At 59.6% G+C, this 19,218-nt stretch carries 21 protein-coding genes; 9 read left to right on the top strand and 12 right to left on the bottom strand.

The window, feature by feature from the left end:
* Window positions 1-27 precede the first annotated feature (27 nt).
* Window positions 28-519, top strand: coding sequence for a GNAT family N-acetyltransferase (locus J1G33_RS06720; protein ID WP_032879790.1), 492 nt, complete (start codon window positions 28-30; stop codon window positions 517-519).
* Window positions 520-585: 66 nt separating this feature from the next.
* Here J1G33_RS06720 and J1G33_RS06725 read toward each other — a convergent pair whose 3' ends face one another.
* Window positions 586-1,068 (bottom strand): GyrI-like domain-containing protein, encoded by a 483-nt coding sequence (locus J1G33_RS06725; RefSeq protein ID WP_223017837.1) that lies wholly within the window; start codon window positions 1,066-1,068, stop codon window positions 586-588.
* A gap of 196 nt (window positions 1,069-1,264) precedes the next feature.
* Between J1G33_RS06725 and alaC the strand changes: the two genes are divergently transcribed.
* Window positions 1,265-2,482 carry an alanine transaminase gene (alaC, locus tag J1G33_RS06730; protein ID WP_032879786.1) on the top strand — a complete coding sequence of 406 codons (1,218 nt, stop codon included), beginning with the start codon at window positions 1,265-1,267 and terminating at the stop codon, window positions 2,480-2,482.
* Between the two features lie 138 nt (window positions 2,483-2,620).
* Here the strand turns inward: alaC and J1G33_RS06735 are convergent, their stop codons facing one another.
* Window positions 2,621-3,973 (bottom strand): GntP family permease, encoded by a 1,353-nt coding sequence (locus J1G33_RS06735; RefSeq protein ID WP_005790708.1) that lies wholly within the window; start codon window positions 3,971-3,973, stop codon window positions 2,621-2,623.
* A gap of 84 nt (window positions 3,974-4,057) precedes the next feature.
* Window positions 4,058-4,591, bottom strand: a complete 534-nt coding sequence (locus tag J1G33_RS06740) for a gluconokinase (RefSeq protein ID WP_032879784.1) — start codon at window positions 4,589-4,591, stop codon at window positions 4,058-4,060.
* Between the two features lie 212 nt (window positions 4,592-4,803).
* On the opposite strand from J1G33_RS06740, the gene J1G33_RS06745 reads away from it, so the two are divergent.
* The 5 genes from J1G33_RS06745 (at window position 4,804) to J1G33_RS06765 (ending at window position 9,630) form a co-directional block, all read left to right on the top strand.
* On the top strand, window positions 4,804-5,835 hold the full coding sequence (locus J1G33_RS06745; RefSeq protein WP_164699564.1) for a LacI family DNA-binding transcriptional regulator: 1,032 nt from the start codon (window positions 4,804-4,806) through the stop codon (window positions 5,833-5,835).
* A 358-nt stretch (window positions 5,836-6,193) separates the two neighbouring features.
* The gene (locus J1G33_RS06750; protein WP_223017838.1) at window positions 6,194-6,826 is read left to right on the top strand and encodes a glutathione S-transferase family protein; all 633 of its coding nucleotides are present in this window, start codon (window positions 6,194-6,196) and stop codon (window positions 6,824-6,826) included.
* Window positions 6,827-6,841: 15 nt separating this feature from the next.
* The gene (locus J1G33_RS06755) at window positions 6,842-7,579 is read left to right on the top strand and encodes an NAD(P)-dependent oxidoreductase (RefSeq protein ID WP_032879781.1); all 738 of its coding nucleotides are present in this window, start codon (window positions 6,842-6,844) and stop codon (window positions 7,577-7,579) included.
* A 9-nt stretch (window positions 7,580-7,588) separates the two neighbouring features.
* Window positions 7,589-8,998, top strand: a complete 1,410-nt coding sequence (locus tag J1G33_RS06760; protein WP_223017839.1) for an MFS transporter — start codon at window positions 7,589-7,591, stop codon at window positions 8,996-8,998.
* 134 nt (window positions 8,999-9,132) lie between these two features.
* On the top strand, window positions 9,133-9,630 hold the full coding sequence (locus tag J1G33_RS06765) for a hypothetical protein (protein ID WP_148852589.1): 498 nt from the start codon (window positions 9,133-9,135) through the stop codon (window positions 9,628-9,630).
* A gap of 146 nt (window positions 9,631-9,776) precedes the next feature.
* On the opposite strand, the gene J1G33_RS06770 is transcribed toward J1G33_RS06765, so the two are convergent.
* From J1G33_RS06770 to J1G33_RS06790, 5 genes are all read right to left on the bottom strand, one after another.
* On the bottom strand, window positions 9,777-11,096 hold the full coding sequence (locus J1G33_RS06770; protein WP_223017840.1) for a PAS domain-containing methyl-accepting chemotaxis protein: 1,320 nt from the start codon (window positions 11,094-11,096) through the stop codon (window positions 9,777-9,779).
* A gap of 236 nt (window positions 11,097-11,332) precedes the next feature.
* On the bottom strand, window positions 11,333-12,274 hold the full coding sequence (locus J1G33_RS06775; protein ID WP_216092006.1) for an aliphatic sulfonate ABC transporter substrate-binding protein: 942 nt from the start codon (window positions 12,272-12,274) through the stop codon (window positions 11,333-11,335).
* Between the two features lie 62 nt (window positions 12,275-12,336).
* The gene (locus J1G33_RS06780; RefSeq protein ID WP_032879778.1) at window positions 12,337-12,846 is read right to left on the bottom strand and encodes a sigma-70 family RNA polymerase sigma factor; all 510 of its coding nucleotides are present in this window, start codon (window positions 12,844-12,846) and stop codon (window positions 12,337-12,339) included.
* 108 nt (window positions 12,847-12,954) lie between these two features.
* Window positions 12,955-13,746: a PhnD/SsuA/transferrin family substrate-binding protein gene (locus J1G33_RS06785; RefSeq protein ID WP_103734758.1), complete on the bottom strand. Its 792-nt coding sequence runs from the start codon at window positions 13,744-13,746 to the stop codon at window positions 12,955-12,957.
* 9 nt (window positions 13,747-13,755) lie between these two features.
* Entirely contained in the window at window positions 13,756-14,685 is a 930-nt protein-coding gene (locus tag J1G33_RS06790) for a fatty acid desaturase (protein WP_078822148.1), read from the bottom strand.
* Between the two features lie 300 nt (window positions 14,686-14,985).
* Between J1G33_RS06790 and J1G33_RS06795 the strand changes: the two genes are divergently transcribed.
* Window positions 14,986-15,399, top strand: a complete 414-nt coding sequence (locus J1G33_RS06795) for a GNAT family N-acetyltransferase (protein WP_223017841.1) — start codon at window positions 14,986-14,988, stop codon at window positions 15,397-15,399.
* A 130-nt stretch (window positions 15,400-15,529) separates the two neighbouring features.
* Here J1G33_RS06795 and def read toward each other — a convergent pair whose 3' ends face one another.
* The 3 genes from def to J1G33_RS06810 all read right to left on the bottom strand — a co-directional run bounded on the left by def (window position 15,530) and on the right by J1G33_RS06810 (window position 17,387).
* The gene (def, locus tag J1G33_RS06800) at window positions 15,530-16,069 is read right to left on the bottom strand and encodes a peptide deformylase (protein ID WP_005790734.1); all 540 of its coding nucleotides are present in this window, start codon (window positions 16,067-16,069) and stop codon (window positions 15,530-15,532) included.
* Complete coding sequence (locus tag J1G33_RS06805) at window positions 16,066-17,022, bottom strand: YihY/virulence factor BrkB family protein (RefSeq protein WP_223017842.1); 957 nt, start codon at window positions 17,020-17,022, stop codon at window positions 16,066-16,068. The genes def and J1G33_RS06805 overlap by 4 nt, the downstream gene beginning before the upstream one ends.
* 179 nt (window positions 17,023-17,201) lie before the next feature.
* Entirely contained in the window at window positions 17,202-17,387 is a 186-nt protein-coding gene (locus J1G33_RS06810) for a CsbD family protein (RefSeq protein WP_032879770.1), read from the bottom strand.
* A 197-nt stretch (window positions 17,388-17,584) separates the two neighbouring features.
* On the opposite strand from J1G33_RS06810, the gene J1G33_RS06815 reads away from it, so the two are divergent.
* Window positions 17,585-17,962: a hypothetical protein gene (locus tag J1G33_RS06815; RefSeq protein WP_005790741.1), complete on the top strand. Its 378-nt coding sequence runs from the start codon at window positions 17,585-17,587 to the stop codon at window positions 17,960-17,962.
* A gap of 61 nt (window positions 17,963-18,023) precedes the next feature.
* Here the strand turns inward: J1G33_RS06815 and J1G33_RS06820 are convergent, their stop codons facing one another.
* Window positions 18,024-19,211, bottom strand: coding sequence for a multidrug effflux MFS transporter (locus J1G33_RS06820; protein ID WP_005790744.1), 1,188 nt, complete (start codon window positions 19,209-19,211; stop codon window positions 18,024-18,026).
* Between the last annotated feature and the right edge of the window lie 7 nt (window positions 19,212-19,218).

Raw genomic sequence — 19,218 nt, forward strand, 5'->3', positions numbered from 1 at the left:
CTTCTTTGCAGCCGTTCGGATAGCCCGATGCAAACCCGCCTTGTTGCCTACGAGGCGCTCAATGCTGTGCAACAACAGCAAGTGGGCGCCATCGAAGTTCATCCTGAACAATTGCCGTTTAGCGGAGATATCTACTGCGCCCTTAATACCTTGCTGGCCAACCCAAGCCCTGGGGTCAAAGGCTTTGCGTTTTTGGCAGACGACATTCCCGTGGCCTTCCTGCTGCTCAAGCGCCCCCCCTGCCTGCCCCATTGGGCCGATGAACACAGCGCCACGCTGCATGCGTTGCAGGTGGATCGCAGTCAGCAGGGGCTTGGGTTCGGCAAGGCGTGTTTACAGGCACTACCGGCCATCGCGCTCGCGGCATGGCCGCAGATCAAAGGGTTGGAGTTGTCTGTGGACACGCACAACCTGGCGGCGATGGGGCTGTATCTCGGGGCGGGATGGGTGGACAGCGGCGAGGCCTACAAGGGACGGGTCGGGTATGAGCGCCGGTTGCGCTGGATATTCAGTTCATAACGGTAATGTCACGTAAACAGGACTTTCACGCGCGCCTGTCGTGTTTACGTGACATCGAATGCGGAGTCAGCCCCGCTCGCCAACCGGTAGCCAGATTTCCACCGTCCCCGTGCCCTTCCTCCCATCGAAATCTGCGCTATAGCGCTCGAAATCCGCCCCCATCACCTTGTAGCCCGAATGCGGCAGCCATTCGAACATGATGCGTTCGTAGGTTTGCTCAAGTGCCTGCACCGGCCCGTAATGCGCGAACACGGCATAGTTGAGCGGGGGGATTTCGATGAACTCGAAGTTGCTGGGCACATCGCCCTTGGTCGGGACTTCAACCCCCGCCATGTAATCGAATTCGCCTTGATGGGGGTTGTGGCATACCCCATAGGTCACCCCACCCACGCGCTTCTTGATGTCCTTGATGCAGGTGTCGAACAACTCCCACAACCGTGGGATATCGCCCACGGTGGCCTTCGAATAACGCCCTTGCACACCGGCGATCACCAGCGCTTTGCCGGCTTCCATGCGTGGCTCCAACGGTTGTTTTGTCTGCTGATCCATACGAACAGTCTCCTTCTTATGAGGGAACAAACCCGCATCGAGTATAGGGGCATATCCGCGCCACACTCCATGTAGAAATTTTTCCTACGCATCTGGACAACTTGCCATCATCGCCCGTATTGTCAGCCTCGCAGGCCACCGCAGTGGCCGACGTCGCTCGGACGGTTCCGGGCGCTTACGTACTCTCGAGGCAACAATGGCCGACCAAGGTTCGCCGCGCCGCTTTGCGCGCATAGATCGACTCCCCCCTTACGTTTTCAATATCACTGCCGAGCTGAAGATGGCTGCGCGTCGGCGCGGCGAAGACATCATCGACTTGAGCATGGGTAACCCCGACGGCGCCACGCCACCGCACATTGTGGAAAAAATGGTCACCGTCGCCCAGCGTGAAGACACCCACGGCTACTCCACCTCCAAAGGCATTCCACGCCTGCGCCGGGCGATTTCGCGCTGGTACAAGGACCGTTATGAAGTGGATATCGACCCCGAGTCGGAAGCCATCGTCACCATCGGTTCCAAAGAGGGTCTGGCGCACCTGATGCTGGCCACCCTGGACCAGGGCGACACCGTGCTGGTGCCCAACCCCAGCTACCCGATTCATATCTACGGTGCGGTGATTGCCGGTGCCCAGGTACGTTCGGTGCCGCTGGTGCCGGGCGTGGACTTTTTCGCCGAGCTGGAACGGGCGATTCGTGGCTCGATCCCCAAGCCGAAGATGATGATCCTCGGTTTCCCGTCCAACCCCACCGCGCAGTGCGTGGAGCTGGATTTCTTCGAACGGGTCATCGCCCTGGCCAAACAGTACGACGTGCTGGTGGTGCACGACCTGGCCTACGCCGATATCGTCTACGACGGCTGGAAAGCCCCCTCGATCATGCAGGTACCCGGCGCCAAGGACATCGCGGTGGAGTTTTTCACCCTGTCCAAGAGCTACAACATGGCCGGCTGGCGCATCGGGTTCATGGTGGGCAACCCCGAACTGGTCAACGCCCTGGCGCGGATCAAGAGCTACCACGACTACGGCACCTTCACACCGCTGCAAGTCGCAGCGATTGCTGCGCTGGAAGGCGATCAGCAGTGCGTCAAAGACATCGCCGAGCAGTACCGCCAGCGTCGCAATGTGCTGGTCAAGGGCTTGCATGAACTGGGCTGGATGGTGGAGAACCCCAAGGCGTCGATGTACGTCTGGGCAAAAATCCCCGAACAGTATGCCGCCATGGGCTCGCTGGAATTTGCCAAGAAGTTGCTGCTGGAGGCGAAGGTGTGTGTGTCGCCGGGGATTGGTTTTGGCGAGTATGGCGATGATCACGTACGCTTTGCGCTGATCGAGAACCAGGACCGGATCCGCCAGGCGGTGCGCGGGATTCGCGGGATGTTCAGGGCCGATGGGCTAGTACCCAAAGCCAGCGTCTAACTCGGTCAAAATGTGGGAGGGGGCTTGCTCCCGATAGCAGTGGTTCAGTCGATACATCTGGTGACTGATCCACCGCCATCGGGAGCAAGCCCCCTCCCACATTTGATTGGGTTTTCACCCCAGACTGTGCGGTGTGGCTTACACCACCAACGACAGCAACATGATGAAGATCAGAGCCACGATCGACAGGATGGTCTCCATCGCCGTCCAGGTCTTGAACGTCTCGGCCACGGTCATGTTGAAGTACTGCTTGACCAGCCAGAACCCCGCATCGTTGACGTGCGACAAGATCAACGAACCCGCGCCCGTCGCCAGCACCAGCAACTCGCGGTTGACGCCCGGAATCATGCCGACCACCGGCACCACAATGCCTGCACCGGTAATGGTCGCGACCGTCGCTGAACCGGTGGCGATACGAATCACCGCCGCCACCAACCACGCCAGCAGGATCGGGTTGATCTGTGCGTTCACTGCCATATGACCGATCACATCACCCACGCCGCTGGTCACCAGCATCTGCTTGAAGCCACCACCGGCACCGATGATCAGGATGATCGCGGCGGTCGGCGCCAGGCTGGCGTCGAGCAGCTTGAGGATCTGCTTGGAATGGATGCCCTGGCGATGGCCAAAGGTGTAGAGCGACAGCAGCAACGCCAGCAGCAAGGCGGTGATCGGGTGACCGATCATGTCCATCCAGTTGCGCACCACATTGCCTTCGGCAAAGGCGATGTCGGCGAAGGTTTTGAGTAGCATCAGGAACACCGGCAAGAGCACGGTGACCAGGGTGATGCCAAAGCTTGGCAGCGACTTGTTATCCGTCTCGCGGGCCAGTTGATCGACCAGTTCCTGGGACGGGTTGCCCGGAATGTACTTGGCGATAAACGTACCGAAGATCGGGCCGGCGATGATGGCGGTCGGCAGTGCGACGATCAGGCCATACAGGATGGTCTTGCCGATGTCTGCGCCAAATACGCCGATCGCCAGCAGCGGGCCCGGGTGCGGTGGCACCAGGCCGTGTACCGCCGACAGGCCGGCCAGCAGCGGGATGCCGATCTTGATCAGCGATACACCGGTACGCCGTGCCACGATAAACACCAGCGGGATCAGCAGCACAAAGCCGATTTCAAAGAACAGCGGGATGCCCACCAGGAACGCGGCGAACATCATGGCCCACTGGACCTTCTCTTTGCCGAAGGCGCGGATCAGGGTCTGGGCGATCTGATCGGCACCGCCGGATTCGGCCATCATCTTGCCGAGCATCGTGCCCAGCGCGAGGATAATGCCGACAAAGCCGAGCACGCCGCCGAAACCGTCCTGGAACGCCTTGATGATCTTGTCCACGGGCATGCCCGAGGTCAGGCCGAGGAAACCGGCCGCGATGATCAGTGCAATGAACGGGTGCACCTTGAACTTGGTGATCAGAACGATCAACCCGATGATAGTGACCACTGCATCTAGCAGCAGGTAAGACTCGTGGGACATGCCAAACATGGGGGGTCTCTCCTGTTTGTTGTTGTTATTAAAGCGGGTGTTGAATTTCCTGCCGGGGATAGCGCTATCTTTTCCGGCAAAAAATTAATGAGTTGGTTCAAAGCCGTGCTTGAGCCACCAGGCGTTGGTCTGCTCGGCCAGCTCCTCGACGCTGTCTTCACTGGCATTGAGGGCCAGGGTCAGCGGTTCGCCCTTGGGCGATTCGAGGGTGGCGAACTGGCTGTCGATCAGGCTGGCCGGCATGAAATGGCCGGGGCGGTGGGATACGCGGTCGGCGGCCACTTCGCGGGTCAGCTCCAGGAAGACAAAGCCCAGGCCCGGCGCGGCTTCGCGCAGGTGGTCGCGGTATTTCTTTTTCAAGGCTGAACAGGTGAGCACAGGATGCTCGCCCGCTGTGAGCGACCGGCGCAGTTCATCGCACAGGATGTCGAGCCAGCCGGCGCGATCGTCGTCGTTAAGGGGGTGGCCGGCGCTCATCTTTTCGATGTTGGCGGCGGGGTGAAAGCTGTCGCCTTCAATGGCAGTGGCGCCGTTCAGGCGGCACAGGGCTTCGCTGACGCTGGACTTGCCACAGCCGGAAACACCCATGATGACCAGGGCGGTAACAGGTTGACTCATGAAACACCTCAGGACGCAGATAGCGCTACCTTTGCACAGCATAAGGCTAGTGCAAAAACAGGCTTTTCCCGCGCCGACTTGTCATTTTTATGGAGTGACGCGTGCATCTGCTCCAATCATTCGAACCGGATCAGGCAACCCTAGGTTCAATAATTTGCAGCCCTTTGGAGACAGCGCTACCTTAGTGCCTCGATTTTTGTTTGGCAAGCCGCCTGATGACCTCCAAGAACGATAAAAATACCCGCACGACGGGCCGCCCTACCCTCAATGAAGTTGCACGCCTGGCCGGGGTCAGCCCAATCACCGCCTCCCGCGCCTTGCGCGGTATCAGCACCGTGGCCACCGAACTGGTGGAAAAAGTCCAGCAGGCCGCCGCCGAACTCAGCTACGTGGTCAACCCCGCCGCTCGCGCCCTGGCGTCGGCCCAGAGCCAATCGGTGGTGGTGCTGGTGCCGTCGCTGTCCAACTTGCTGTTTATCGAAACACTGGAAGCCATCCATCAGGTACTGCGGCCCAAGGGCTTTGAAGTGCTGATCGGCAACTCCCATTATTCGCGCGATGAAGAAGAAAACCTGTTGCGCAACTACATGTCTTACCAGCCACGGGGGTTGCTGTTGACCGGATTCGACCGCACCGAAAGCGCGCGACGAATGGTCGAGACCAGCAATGTGCCGTGCGTGTACATGATGGATCTGGACCCCAATGCCGGGGTGAACTGCGTGGGTTTCTCACAGTTGGCAGCAGGCGAGACGGCAGCGGCACATTTACTGTCCCGGGGGCGCAAGCGCCTGGCCTACATCGGCGCACAGCTGGATCAGCGCACGTTGTTGCGCGGTGAAGGTTTCCGCCGCGCCTTGCAGCAGGCGGGCATGTACGACCCAGCGCTGGAACTATTGACGCCACGGCCCTCTTCCGTGGGCCTGGGCGGCGAACTGTTCCTGCAATTGCTGGCAGCGCATCCGGATGTGGATGCGATCTTCTTCGGCAACGATGACCTGGCCCAGGGCGCACTGCTTGAAGCCATGCGTCACGGCATCAAGGTGCCGGAGCGTGTCGCGGTGCTGGGCTTCAACGACTTGCCCGCGTCGGCATTCATGGTGCCGCGCCTGAGCAGCATCAGCACGCCACGAGAAGCCATTGGCCGCAGGGCGGCGGAGCATTTGTTGACCATCATGGCGGGCAACAAGATCGCCAAGCCGGTGGTGGATATGGGGTTTGAGTTGCAGGTGCGGGAGAGCACCTGACCCGCTCGTTCCCACGCTCTGCGTGGGAACGATCAGAAGTCTGCCTGTGTTAATGGCGGCTGTGCGTAGGACACTTTCGGGTGCGCCGGCTTTGAGTGTCCACCGGTCTACTAACCTGCGTACAGCTGCCACCCTCATTTAACTCGCTGCTCGGCAAGGCCATGGACCAGCACACACCACGCTGCTGAGACCTTACTCGGTCCAAATGTGGGAGGGGGCTTGCTCCCGATAGCGGTGGGTCAGCTATCTGTAAGTTGACTGACCCACCGCTATCGGGAGCAAGCCCCCTCCCACATTTTTTAACCGTGCCCACTTTACCCCTGCTAGATTGACCACTTTCCATCGCCAGGGAAGCACCATGGGACATTCACTGAAAATCTTGGGCCGCACGTCCTCCATCAACGTGCGCAAAGTGTTGTGGACCTGCCAGGAACTGGGCATCGACTACGTGCGTGAAGACTGGGGCATCGGCTTCAAGCCCACCCAGTCCACCGAGTTCCTCGCTCTGAACCCCAACGCGCAGATACCTGTGCTGATCGACGACCACGGCGTGCTGTGGGAGTCCAACACCATCTGTCGCTACCTCGTCGGCCTGTACCAACGCCACGACCTGCTGCCTGTCGAGCCCGCCCCCCGGGCGCGTGTCGAGCAATGGATCGACTGGCAAGCCGTGGAACTCAATCGCGCCTGGAGCGACGCTTTCACCGCATTGGTACGCAACAACTCCGACGGCCTCGACGCGGCGCAAATCGCCGCCGCGGTGCAGCTATGGAACGACAAGATGGGCATTCTCGAACAGCAACTGACCAAGACCGGTGCCTATGTGGCCGGCGAGGAATTCACCCTCGCCGATATCTTGATCGGCCTCTCGGTACACCGCTGGCAGGCAACGCCCATGCAGCGTCCGCCCTACCCAGCCATTGCCGCCTACTATCAGCGGCTTAGCCAGCACGCCGGTTTCAAGACCTTCGCCCTCGACGGCCACAACTAAGCACAGGGACCCCACGTGAACGGACTCAACGTACTACTCACCGGCGCCTGCGGCAGAATCGGCAAGACATTTTTCCAGGCCTCGCAAGACCGCTACCGCTTCACGCTCACTGACCGCATCGCGCCGGATTTCGACCTGGGTGGACACCGTTTCGTACACGCCGACCTCAGCGATAAATCCAGCCTGGCGACCCTGCTCGAAGGCATCGACGTAATCGTGCACCTGTCGGGTATCCCCCACGCCAGTGCCTCATTCAACGAATTGCTGCCCAACAACATACTCGCTACCACCTACCTGTTCGAAGCTGCCGTGGCCGCCGGCGTGCAGCGCCTGGTATTTGCCAGCAGCGCGCAAACCATCGAAGGCTACCCGGTGGATCGCCAGATCACCCCCGGTATGCCGGTGATGCCCGCCAATATGTATGGCGTGAGCAAATGCTATGGCGAGGCGTTGTGTGGCTACTACGCAGCCAAGACGCCGCTGTCGACCATCGCCCTGCGCATCGGCGCTTTTGAATTCCCCGAAACCCACGACCTGAACAACGCCCGCGACCTCAGCGCGTGGCTCAGCCCGCGGGATGCCGTGCAACTGCTGCAACGCTCAGTGGAAACCGTCGGCGTGAAGCACCTGATCGCCCACGGCATCTCCAACAACCGCTTCAAGCGTCTGGATTTGAGCGAAACCACACGTGTGCTGGGCTACCAACCGCTGGATGATGCATTCCAGGTATTTGAAATCCCCATCACTTACTGAGTTTTCACCATGCCCGCCCAATCCACCACCGACGGTATCGACCCGCTCCGCGCCGCCCATATCAGCGCGCGCATCGATCGCCTGCCCGCCGTGGCCACCATCTGGCGCCTGGTGGCGCTGCTGTCCATCGGTGGTTTTTTCGAGCTGTATGACCTGTTCCAGACCGCCTATATCAGCCCCGGCCTGATCAGCGACGGCATTTTTAATACCGGCAGCCAGGGCGTGTTTGGCTTCTCGGACCAGGCTGCGTTCGCCTCGGCAACCTTCCTCGGCCTGTTCCTCGGCGCCAGCCTGCTCAGCCCCATCGCCGACCGCTACGGGCGCCGGGCGATCTTCACCTTTGCATTGATCTGGTACACCGTCGCCACAGTGCTGATGGGTATTCAAACCTCCGCCCTGGGCATCATCTGCATGCGCTTTGTGGTGGGCATCGGCCTGGGCATCGAACTGGTGACTATCGATGCCTACCTCTCGGAACTGGTGCCCAAGCGCATGCGCAGTTCGGCGTTTGCCTTTGCGTTTTTCATTCAGTTTCTGTCGGTGCCCGCCGTGGCCTTGATGTCGTGGTGGCTGGTGCCCCAGGCGCCGTTCGGCATCTCCGGCTGGCGCTGGGTGGTGTTGAGCAGCGCGGTGTTTGCGCTGTTTATCTGGCAATTGCGCAAGCGCCTGCCTGAATCGCCGCGTTGGCTGGCACAGAAGGGCCGTTTCGAAGAAGCCGGTGCGATCATGGACAACCTGGAAACACGCTGCCTGAAAGATCACGGCAAGCCCTTGGATGAGCCGCAACCCGAAGCCGTCAGCGTTCAAGGCAGCGGCCGTTTTGCCGATATCTGGCAACCGCCCTACCGTCGCCGCGCCTTGATGCTGATAGTGTTCCATGTGTTCCAGGCCATCGGTTTTTTCGGCTTCGGCAATTGGTTGCCGGCGCTGCTGTCGGGCCAGGGTGTCAGCGTGACCCACAGCTTGATGTACGCCTTTATCATCACCCTCGCCTACCCGCTGGGGCCGTTGCTGTTTGTGAAGGTGGCCAACCGCTTTGAAAACAAATGGCAGATTGTCGGTTCCGCCATGGGCGCGGTGATTTTCGGTAGCCTGTTCGCCCTGCAAACCAGCGCACTGGGGCTGATTTTCTGCGGGGTGATGATCACCTTCTGCAATGCCTGGCTGAGTTTCAGTTATCACTCGTACCAGAGCGAATTGTTCCCCACCAATATCCGCGCACGGGCCGTGGGGTTCTGCTATTCGTTCAGCCGCCTATCTACGGTGTTCAGCAGCCTGTTGATCGGCTTTATCCTCGAACACCTGGGCACGCCAGGGGTGTTGGCGTTTATCGCCAGCAGCATGCTGATCGTGATGATTACCATCAGCTGGTTCGGGCCGCGTACGCGTAACCTCGCGCTGGAAAATATCGCCCACTGACGGCAATGCTTGGCCGCCTGCGGCAGCATGCTTGCCGCGGCAGCCAAGCCATTCTCAGTAAACCTTGGGGTTTGCACACACGGCACGCTATTTGCTCCAGCTGTGGCACCGACCATTTGCACAGGTGACCGATCATGCTGGTTAACAACAATACCCAAGCCATGTCGACCGTCCAACAGATCAAGCGACCCGACATGGACCCCGCCAACGCCGCCGCCAGCGCGCTATACAGCGGCGCCCTGCAGACCGCGCAGCAGAACGTTACGGTACCGGTCGCGCAGAAGGCATTGGATAAGGCCGGCGATCGAATTGATGAGGCGTTCGCCAAGACTCGCGTGCAGTTGCAGGCCACAGCGTCGAACAGCAATGTGCCAGCGACCAGCGTCGCCGGTTCAGCACGCAGTGAGTTCACCGATTACATGACCAAGACCCCGGCCGAGCGCATCCGCGACCAGTTGCTCAAGGAACGGGGCCTGACGTTGGAAGAACTGAACGCCCTGCCGGTGGAAGAGCAAAACGCCTTTGCCAAGCAAGTGTCCGAGCGGCTTCAGCAGCAGCAACAGCAGCAGGTAGCAGCAAAGACGGTTGACCCACAGGCGCAGACGGTGAAAGAGACCCTGGCTGCTATCTAAGCTGCACAGTAGACCAATGTGGGAAAGGGCTTGCCCCTGATGGCATTGGGTCAGTCACCCAATGCAGTGACTGACCCAATGCCATCAGGGGCAAGCCCCCTCCCACATTTGGATCTCCTTTGACATGGGATCAGCAGAGTTTTCGACTATTGCAGTTGCAGCGTCGAATTGAACTGACTGATTGCATCCACCACATGCCGCGAGCCTTCCTGAATTTCAAGAATCACCTGCCCCGCTTCGTTGGCCAGTTCCACCCCAAGCCCCGTGCGGCTCAAGCTCGACTGCATGCTCGTCACCGCACTCAATGACAGGTCGTGGTTCTTGCGCACCACATCCACTATCTCCACCGTCGCCTGGCTGGTGCGGGCCGCGAGGCAGCGCACTTCATCGGCCACCACCGCGAACCCACGTCCATGCTCACCGGCTCGCGCCGCTTCAATCGCGGCGTTGAGCGCCAGCATATTGGTTTGTTCGGCAATGCTGCGGATGGTCTGCACGATGGCGCCGATGATGTCGGACTGTTTGTTGACCGCATCGATGCTGTGGGCAGCCTGGTTCAAGTCGCTGGAGATGGCCTCGATGATCTGTACCGTTTGCTGCACCACCTGCGAGCCCTTGCGGGCGCAGGCGTCGTTTTGTACGGAGGTGGCGTGGGCCGAATCAGCGGCGGTGCGCAGGGTGGTGACCTGGTCGGTGATGTCGCTGGCAAATTTCACCACTTTGTACAGGCGCCCATTGGTATCGAAGATCGGGTTGTAGGACGCCTCCAGAAACAAGGTCTTGCCGTATTTGTTTTTACGCTCGAAGCGATGGGAGTGGTATTCGCCGCGATTGAGGGAGGCCCAGAATGCCTTGTAGGCCGGCGACTCCACTTCACTGCGATGACAGAACATGCTGTGGTGCTGGCCGATGATTTCCTCCCGTGAGTACTGCACGGTGCGCAGGAAATTGTCGTTGGCATTCAGGATCTGGCCCTGGGGCGTGAACTCGATTACCGCCATGGAACGGCCAATGGCGTCGATCAGGCTCTGGTTTTCGTGTTCATGGTGCACCCGTGCAGAAATATCCGACGCCACTTTGATCACACTGCGTACCTGGTTGTCGCTGTCCAGCACCGGCATGTAGCTGGCTTCAAGCCATACCTCTTCACCGCGCTTGTTCAAACGCATGAAGGTGCCACTGAGCGCCTCGCCCCGCGCCAGGTCACGCCACAACTTGCTGTATTCGTCGGTGTGGGTATAGGCCTCATCGCAGAAAATGCGGTGATGTTTACCGCGGATCTCATCGACGCTGTAACCCATGCTCTTGCAGAAATTTTCGTTGGCTTCGAGGATCACGCCTGTGCGATCAAACTCGATCATCGCCATGGAACGGCTGATGGCTGCGAGCTTGGCATTGGCTTCGGTGAGGGCACAGGAAAAACGCTGGATTTCTTGCAGGTCGGATTTGTGATGGCGGTTGAACATGGTCAGATCACCCTTGAGTCCCGGCGCCTGAACGGCGCATTCCATTCTTGTGTTGGTAAACCTTCACGGGGAAATAACCATTCAAAACGCTTTATAGGCCAAGCATCATTAACGGTCCTGGGTGAGCATAGACAGGGGTTGGCGCTATGCAAGGCCACTAATCAGCCAGCATTGCCAACCGGGCGCTGGCGGCGCGCACCCCATGTTCTGAAATGCGCTCAATCGACGAGAGGGGCTTATTCGGGCTTGAAGACAATCTGCTGCACGTCAACCTTTCTAGGGATCAGGCCGTTGGCAAAAAACAGGTCCGCCGTGCGCTGCTGATTGGCGACGTCGATCGCCTGCAACGGACGGATCGGCGCGGGCGAGCGATGCTCGAAGTAGCTTTTGACCACCGCCGGTGGCAGGCCAAGGGTGCCGGCCATCAATGCGATGCTTTCATCGGGTTGGTCGAGTGATAGTCGCTGCGCCTTGCCGAGGGTCTGGATAATGGTGGCGATGGCCTGGGGATGTTGCTGGGCGAACGGGCCGTTGACCACAAAAAAACTGCCGGCAGGGTTAAGGCCCTGGCCATCACCCAGCACGCGAGCAGAGCCGTCGACTACGGCGGCCGAGTAGTACGGGTCCCAGACTACCCAGGCATCGACCTTGCCTTGTTCGAAGGCCGCACGGCCGTCAGAAGGCGACAGGTACACCACGTTCACGTCCTTCCATTGCAAACCGGCGCGCAGCAGGCTCTTGAGGAACAGGTTGTGTGCACTGGAGCCCTTGAGCAACGCCACGCGCTTGCCCTTGAGCTCCGCGACGTTCTGCACGGTGCTGGCCTTGGGCACCAGCACCGCTTCGGTCTTGCCGTCGTTGGGCTCGACGGCAAAGTACTGCAAGTCGATGCCGGCCGCCTGGGCAAAGATCGGCGGGATGTCGCCGATATTGCCGATGTCCAGGCTGCCGGCGTTGAGTGCCTCGATCAGCGGCGGGCCGCCGAGGAATTCGGTCCATTGCACCTGGGTGCCGGGCAGCGCAGCTTCGAAGAGCTTGTGCTCACGGGCGAGCACCATACTCACCGAGCTTTTCTGGTAGCCGATGCGCAGGGTGGGAGGTTCGGCGGCGAGCGCAGGCTGGGCCAGGACGGTGAGCGCCAGCAGCGAACCCCCTAGTAGTTTTTTCAGTTTTTTCATGGGTTGCCTCATGTTCGTGATCGTGAGCGGATTGGCCGTGCGCAGTGAGTCAGGCGTGGTGTTCATTCCAGGCACAACCGCAGGCGGCCGTTAAGGGCGCGGGCCATGTAATCACTGACCGAGCGCTGGGAAACTCCTAGTTCGGCCGCGATCGCGGGGTACGTCAGGCCATTGAGTCGGGACAACAGGAACGTCGCCCTGACCTTGGCCGGCAGGCCGTCGAGCCACTGGTCGACGGCCTGCAGCGCCTCGCACGTCTGGGCCAGGTTTTCGGGGGACGGCACGCTAAAGGCTTCATCGTTATCCAGGGCGTCGAGATAGGCGCGCTCCAGGTCACGTCGCCGCCACAGCTGATACATCAGGCGCTGGGCAATGGTGGTGAGCAAGGCGCGAGGCTGACGGATCGGGGCGACGTCGAGTGCGCTCAGGAGCTGGACAAAGGTGTCGGCGGCGATGTCTTCGGCGTGTGCACGGGAATCGAGTTGACGATACAAGCGGCTGCACAACCAGGCGTAATGGCTGCGGAACAGTGCGCCCACGTAGGCGGGGTGAGAGGTGTCGGCGCCGGACATAGTGGCTCCTGTCGAGTAGGGTGCGCGTTATGTCCGGTGTTCCGGTAGAGCGATCCTAGCAAGGCCTCTTATTCTTTAATAATATTTAAAATGCATTTTTATATAGCTTTATTGAATATCCGTATAGCCAAGGCTGGCGGCTTGCCGTTGGTAATCCAACAGCACCTGATAGTCGTCTTCGCTAGCGGGGAGCACGGCTTGCACACCAAGGGTTTGCACCACCTGCGGCAGGTCTTGCAACGCCAGGTTCATCGCTTCGCGGACCTGCTTCAGCTGCACATCGCTCAAGCCCGGCGGGCCGATATAGGGCAAGGTCGGGCTCGGCGCGCTGCGGGTAACCATGCGCAAACCCGCGACCTCTTCGGGCACGAAACGCGCCAGGTAGTCGTAGGTCACGCTGTCGATGGCAGCGAGGTCCGCGCGATCTTCACGCAGCCAGCGCAGGCTCTCACGGTGGGCACCGCTGACGGCGACGCTGGCGAAGAAACGCCCGTCGCGCTGCAACGGTGCCAGGCAGTGGCGCAGTAGGTTCATGCCACTGTTGGAGTCGTGGCCGTTGATCACCCCGCGGCTGTTGTAGAACTGCGCCAGGATAGTACGTGGGTTGTCAACGCGGCTCAGCAACAGGCTGCAGTGTTCGCCATTGCTGCTATGGGGCAGCTCGTAGCGGGGGCGACCGACGACGCGAACCTGGCCACGCAGTTGGGTCATCAGCGGGTAGCCGCAGGTTTGGGTGACGAGCAATTCTGGCGCCAGCCACAGGCCGGGCAAGTCGAGGTGGTCGGCGTTACGCCGATGCAGGCCCAAGCGCTCAAGGATGCGCGCAAGCCACTGTTGATTGGCTTGCTCGATGGGCTCCGGGGCGACATACATGCGCAACTCGGCATAGTGCTCACTCATGGGCATCTCTCAGGCAAAGGGGTGCCGAGGGCTGTCGATAGCCTTGAGGCCATGGCGGCCGATCAACTGGCCGTAGCCTTGTACCAGGAACCCACCGCTGCGCGTCAGCCACTGCTCGCGGCGGGCGCGATACACCCTCGGCAGCAAGAACCAGGGAAGTTTCGGCAGGTCGTGGTGCACCAGGTGCAGGTTGTTGTTGAGGAACAGCCAGCGCCAGGGCCAGGACGCTTCGTTGAGCACCGTGCGCTGTTCCGGCCGCGGATGCGGGCGATGTTCATAGTAGGAACGGATCGACGCCAGCGACAAGGCCGGCACGCTCACCAGCAGCAGGTAATGCCACACCGGCAAGGCACTGTAATGGGCGATAAAACCCAGCATCAACAGGGTCACGGCGCCGTGGGCCAGCCACATCGGCCAAACCTCTGGCAGGCGTTGCCATTGATCGTGCACCAACCGGCTGATGGCCAGGGGTGCCGCCAGCAGCAAGCGACCGAATACGGTCTTGGTCAGCCAATGCACGCTGCGTTGCAAGCGCGAGCTGGCGTCCCACTGCTGTTGGTTAAGGTAGCGGCTTTCCGGGTCGATGCCGGGCAGGGTCAGGTCTTCGTCGTGATGATGCAACAGGTGGCTGTCGCGATACAGGGTATAGGGGTACCAAACGGCAAACGGCGCGTAACCGAGCAGTTTGTTCACCAACGGCAAACGGGTGGGATGGCCGTGTAGCAACTCGTGTTGCAGCGACAGCCAGAGGGTCACCAACGGGATCAGCAACAAGGTGCTGCACCACAGGCCCAGCCAGTGGCTGGCAAGCAACACACCGAACCAGCCGGCATACACGCCGAGCAACAGCAGCCAGGTCGGCCATTCGGTCTTCGCAGTAAAACTTGCAGCCAGGGCTTGAATTTCCCGGCGGTGGCTCAGGTCAAGGTAGTTGGCCATCGGCAGCTCAGAGCAGGTGTTTCCTACTCTGTGCCGCGAGACGCGCCAATCTTGCAGATCCTTTGGTTCTAAGCTTGTAACTCAGTGACCGAACAGGCCAGTCTCGGACTTCTTGGCTTTCTTGTCCGCACGCTTTTCATCGGCGGTCTTTGCCGGTTTTTTCTTCGCGGCTTTCTTTGAATCCATACCTTTGGCCATGATGCATGCTCAACTTAAGGGGATGTAGCACTGGGTATACCACCTATTGCCCGGCAGAAGGCGCTTATAATCCCCAGCCCTGACCCCGCTGGCCCAAAGACCATGCCCGAACTGCACATCGAACCGCTGGCAGAGCCTCTGTGGCCACTGTTGAACAAGTTTTACCGCAGCCACAACTCTTCGATGAAGGCCCTCAAGGGCGGCCGTTTGTGGGTAGCTCGCGACGGCGAGATCGTGGCTGGGTTGTGCTTGAGCCCGGTGGTGGGTGGGCAGTGGCTGACGGCTGTGTTTGTCGATCCGGCCTATCGCGGCCAGGGGTTGGCGGCACGCTTGATTGAGCAGGCGGTAGCCGCAGTGGAGGGTACGGTGTGGCTGCTGTGCCATCCGGATCTGGAGGGGTTGTATCAGCGTATGGGGTTCAGTCAGGACACGCTGCTGCCGCAGTCCCTCAGCGAGCGGTTGGTGCGCTACAAACGGAACAAGCCGATGATTGCGATGGGGTTCTCAATCACCTGAATGATGCCGGATAAAAATGTGGGAGGGGACTTGCTCCCGATGGCGGAGTGTCCGTCGCTGAAATGTCGACCGGTCCACCGCTATCGGGAGCAAGCCCCCTCCCACATTGGGACCTCAGGTAGCCTGGTGTTTATTCGTCAGCTGTCGGATCCAATTCCGGAAACATCACTTCGATAAACCCGAACTTGCTGAAATCAGTGATCCGCGACGGGTACAGCCGACCGATCAAGTGGTCGCACTCATGCTGCACCACCCGTGCATGAAAGCCGTCAGCAAAACGCACAATCGGCTCGCCCTTGGGGTCGAAACCTTCGTAGCGGATCTGTTGATAACGGTTCACGGCGCCGCGCAAACCCGGCACCGACAGGCAGCCTTCGAAGCCCTCTTCCAGCACCGGGCTCAGGGGCGTGATAAGCGGGTTGATCAGGATGGTCTGCGGTACAGGCGGCGCCTCCGGGTAGCGTTCGCTGGCCTCGAAACCAAAAATCACCAGTTGCAGGTCGACACCAATCTGCGGTGCAGCCAGGCCAACACCGCCCACGTGTTCCATGGTCTGGAACATGTCGTCGATCAGTTGCCACAACTCGGGGCTGTCGAACATTTCCGGCGGTACCGGTGGGGCGATACGCAGCAGGCGTTCGTCGCCCATTTTCAGGATTTCACGGATCATCGCGGCACTTCTTCAGGAGTGGGCTTGGAGTGGTCCCGGCCTAGGCCCGAGACGTGCTGTTTTTCATCGGTGTGACCGGGTTCGTCAAACTCCTTTTCACCTGGGTCCTTGCCTTCGGCCGACATGTGTTCGATCACCGCATTCATCTCCGCACCCAGCAGTAACACGGCGGAGGAAATATAGAAGTACAGGAGCAGGACAATGATCGCGCCGATGCTGCCATACATGGCGTTGTAGTCGGCGAAGGTCTTGACGTAATAACCAAAGCCCAGGGAAGCCACGATCCACACCACCACGGCCAACACCGAGCCTGGGGTAATGAAGCGGAATTTCTGCTCGACGTCCGGCATCACGTAATACATGAGTGCCACGGCGAACATCAGCAGGATCACGATCAATGGCCAGCGCAGGATGGTCCACAGGGTGACGACGAACTCCTGCATGCCGATCTGCCCGGCCAGCCACTCCATGACCTGCGGGCCAAGCACCATCAGCGCAGCGGCGGCCAGCAACATGCCGGCAATGCCGACGGTGTAGAAAATCGACAGGGGGAAGCGCTTCCAGATCGGCCGGCCTTCGACGACGTCATAGGCCGCGTTCATCGCACTCATCATCAGGCGTACGCCCGCAGAGGCGGTCCACAGCGCGATGACGATACCAACCGAAAGCAGGCCGCCCTTGGACTGTTGCAACTGGTCGATGACCGGGTTGACCTGCTCCAGCGCCTGGGGCGGCAACACCAGCTCCGACTGCAGGCGCAGCCAGGTGAAGAAGTCCGGCAGATGCAGGAAACCGATCAGGGCAATCAGGAACAGCAGGAAGGGAAACAAGGAGAACAGCATCTGGTAAGCCAGTGCCGAAGCGTAGGTAGGCATCTCGTCATCGACGAATTCCTTGACGGTGCGTATCAGCACCTTGTGCAGCTTGAGACCATCGAGTACCGGAAAAATCATAGCGTCTCCTTTCGCCGCAAAGAGGTTGAGTTCGTGGGCGACTCAGGGGCCGTTTTCTACATCAAAGTAGCCCATTTGGCGACTTTGAAACAATTTCCAAAATTTAGTTGCAACAGTTCACACAAAAACGGCCATCCGTGGATGGCCGCCATACTGCTGGGCAAACCCAGGAGAACGCCTTATTCGGTGGCTTTTTTCACCGCGTCCTTGGTTTTCCCGACTGCTTGCTGCGCTTCACCTTTTTTCTCTTGGATCACGCCTTCAGCACGCAGCTTGTCGTTGTCTGTGACTTTGCCGACACCCTGCTTGATGTTGCCGACCGCTTCGTTCGCCAAACCTTTTGCCTTATCCGATGTGCTGCTCATGGTATTTCTCCTGGAACAATCGAGGGTTTTGGTCATTACGTAGAGGTTGACCCAGGGCGCTTCGGCAGAGTTTCAATTATTTTCGCGAGGCATTTTATCGCCTGCCGCAGGTTTGGCTTTATGTTTTGCGGCCAACCCACGAGAATGCCCGGCACATTCAGGCTGCAACGCTGAATAACAGATCCCGTAGGAAGGTTATGAAACTCAATAAAGCACAGGCTATCGCCCGCAGAAACCAGGAACTGGGCGGTGCCGTACTCGGCGTCAACAACTGCCATTTCACCGACCTGGACCACAAGCGCAACATCTGGTGGTTCGACCTGCCCGTTGCGCGGATTGCCGTGGGCCAGTACGAGTGGATCCATCTGCTGATGCATAACGCCGAGACGGACCAGTTGTTGCACCTGAAGGTGCCGACTGTGTTTCTGCGCGAAAAGCTGGAAGGGTTGGTGGTACGCAATGCGGGCAAGCGCAAGCCGGAGATAACCCTGGAACTTAGCGCCGACAAGGACTCGTTCCTCAAGGATGTACGCCCGGCGGGTGCCGGCGTGAGCTTTGCCCAGTTCACTCTGTAACCATCGCCCATAACCGGCGAGAGCGTGACTGCTGTGCCAGCAGTCAGGCTCTCGCGCACTTTCAGGCGGTTGCCACTGACCGACCGGCAATACGCTGAGCCAGGGCGATGGCAAACAGGCAAAACAGCGACATGACCAGTATCCCCATCATCAGCCCCATGGCGGTGCTGGTGTGCCCCTCAGAGAAAAAGAACAGCGCCAGTGCCGCGCCCGCCATCTTGATCGCGCCTTGCAGCGCACTCCCGGTACCGGCATGTTTTGCCTGGCCATGCAGACTGATCCCCAACAACAAGGGTGAGGACAGGCCACAGCCGAGAGCGACCAAAAAGCCATACGCCACCAACGCCGGGGCCGTGACCAGCTTGAATGCCTGGAGAACCAGCGGAGCGAGCGCCGCCAACACCGTCAGCGCCACCAGGGACGTCATCAGGATGCGCTCAGGCGAGTAACGATTCAAAAACCGCTTGGTCAGGTAAGAACCCAAGACGATACCCGCAGAGTAGCCAACGAACAGCAGGCCGTTTTCCTGGCTCTGCAGATGGAATTGCAATTGATAGATGAATGGGCTCGCGGTGAAGTAGCCGATGGTGATCGCAAACAGTACCGCAGAGACCAGGCTGTAAACCATGAAGTTGAAGTCGCGCAGCAGTACTTTGAAACCCTCAAGCCGTTTGGAAGGCACGCCCTGCAGCGGAGCTGTTTCAACCAGTGTGGCCTTGATAAATACGGCGCCGAGCAGCGTGATCAGGGTCAGTGCGTAGAAATTATATTGCCAAGGAAGTGCAGCAGTAATAAAACCACCCAGCACCGGCGCAAGCGCAGGCGAGACCTGGGACGCCATGGAGAACACCGTCAGCGATTTGGACAACTCGGTTTTATCTTTGAACGTATCGCTCAATATTGCCCGGCTTATCACGGGGCAACCGCCAGCACCGATACCTGTTAACAAACGAAACAGATAGAGCGCCTGAATACTGTCCGCCGTCGACGTCAGGTAATTGCCCAAGGCGCCGAGGGCAAGGGAGACCATAATCACCGGTACCCGCCCTTTTCTATCGGAGATCGGCCCATACACCAACTGGGACAGTGCAAAGCCTGCCAGATAGAAGACCACCAGGTTTTGGGACTGCGCGTCAGTTACTGAAAATACCCGTGCAATCTCCGGCAAGGCGGGGTTGTACAAGTCAATGGAAAACAACCCCAATACCAGGATCAGGCAGGAGTTGGTGATCACCATTCTAGAATTCACGACAGGC

This window comes from Pseudomonas sp. P867 (genome assembly GCF_019891455.1).
GTDB classification, from domain to species: Bacteria; Pseudomonadota; Gammaproteobacteria; order Pseudomonadales; family Pseudomonadaceae; genus Aquipseudomonas; species Aquipseudomonas synxantha_A.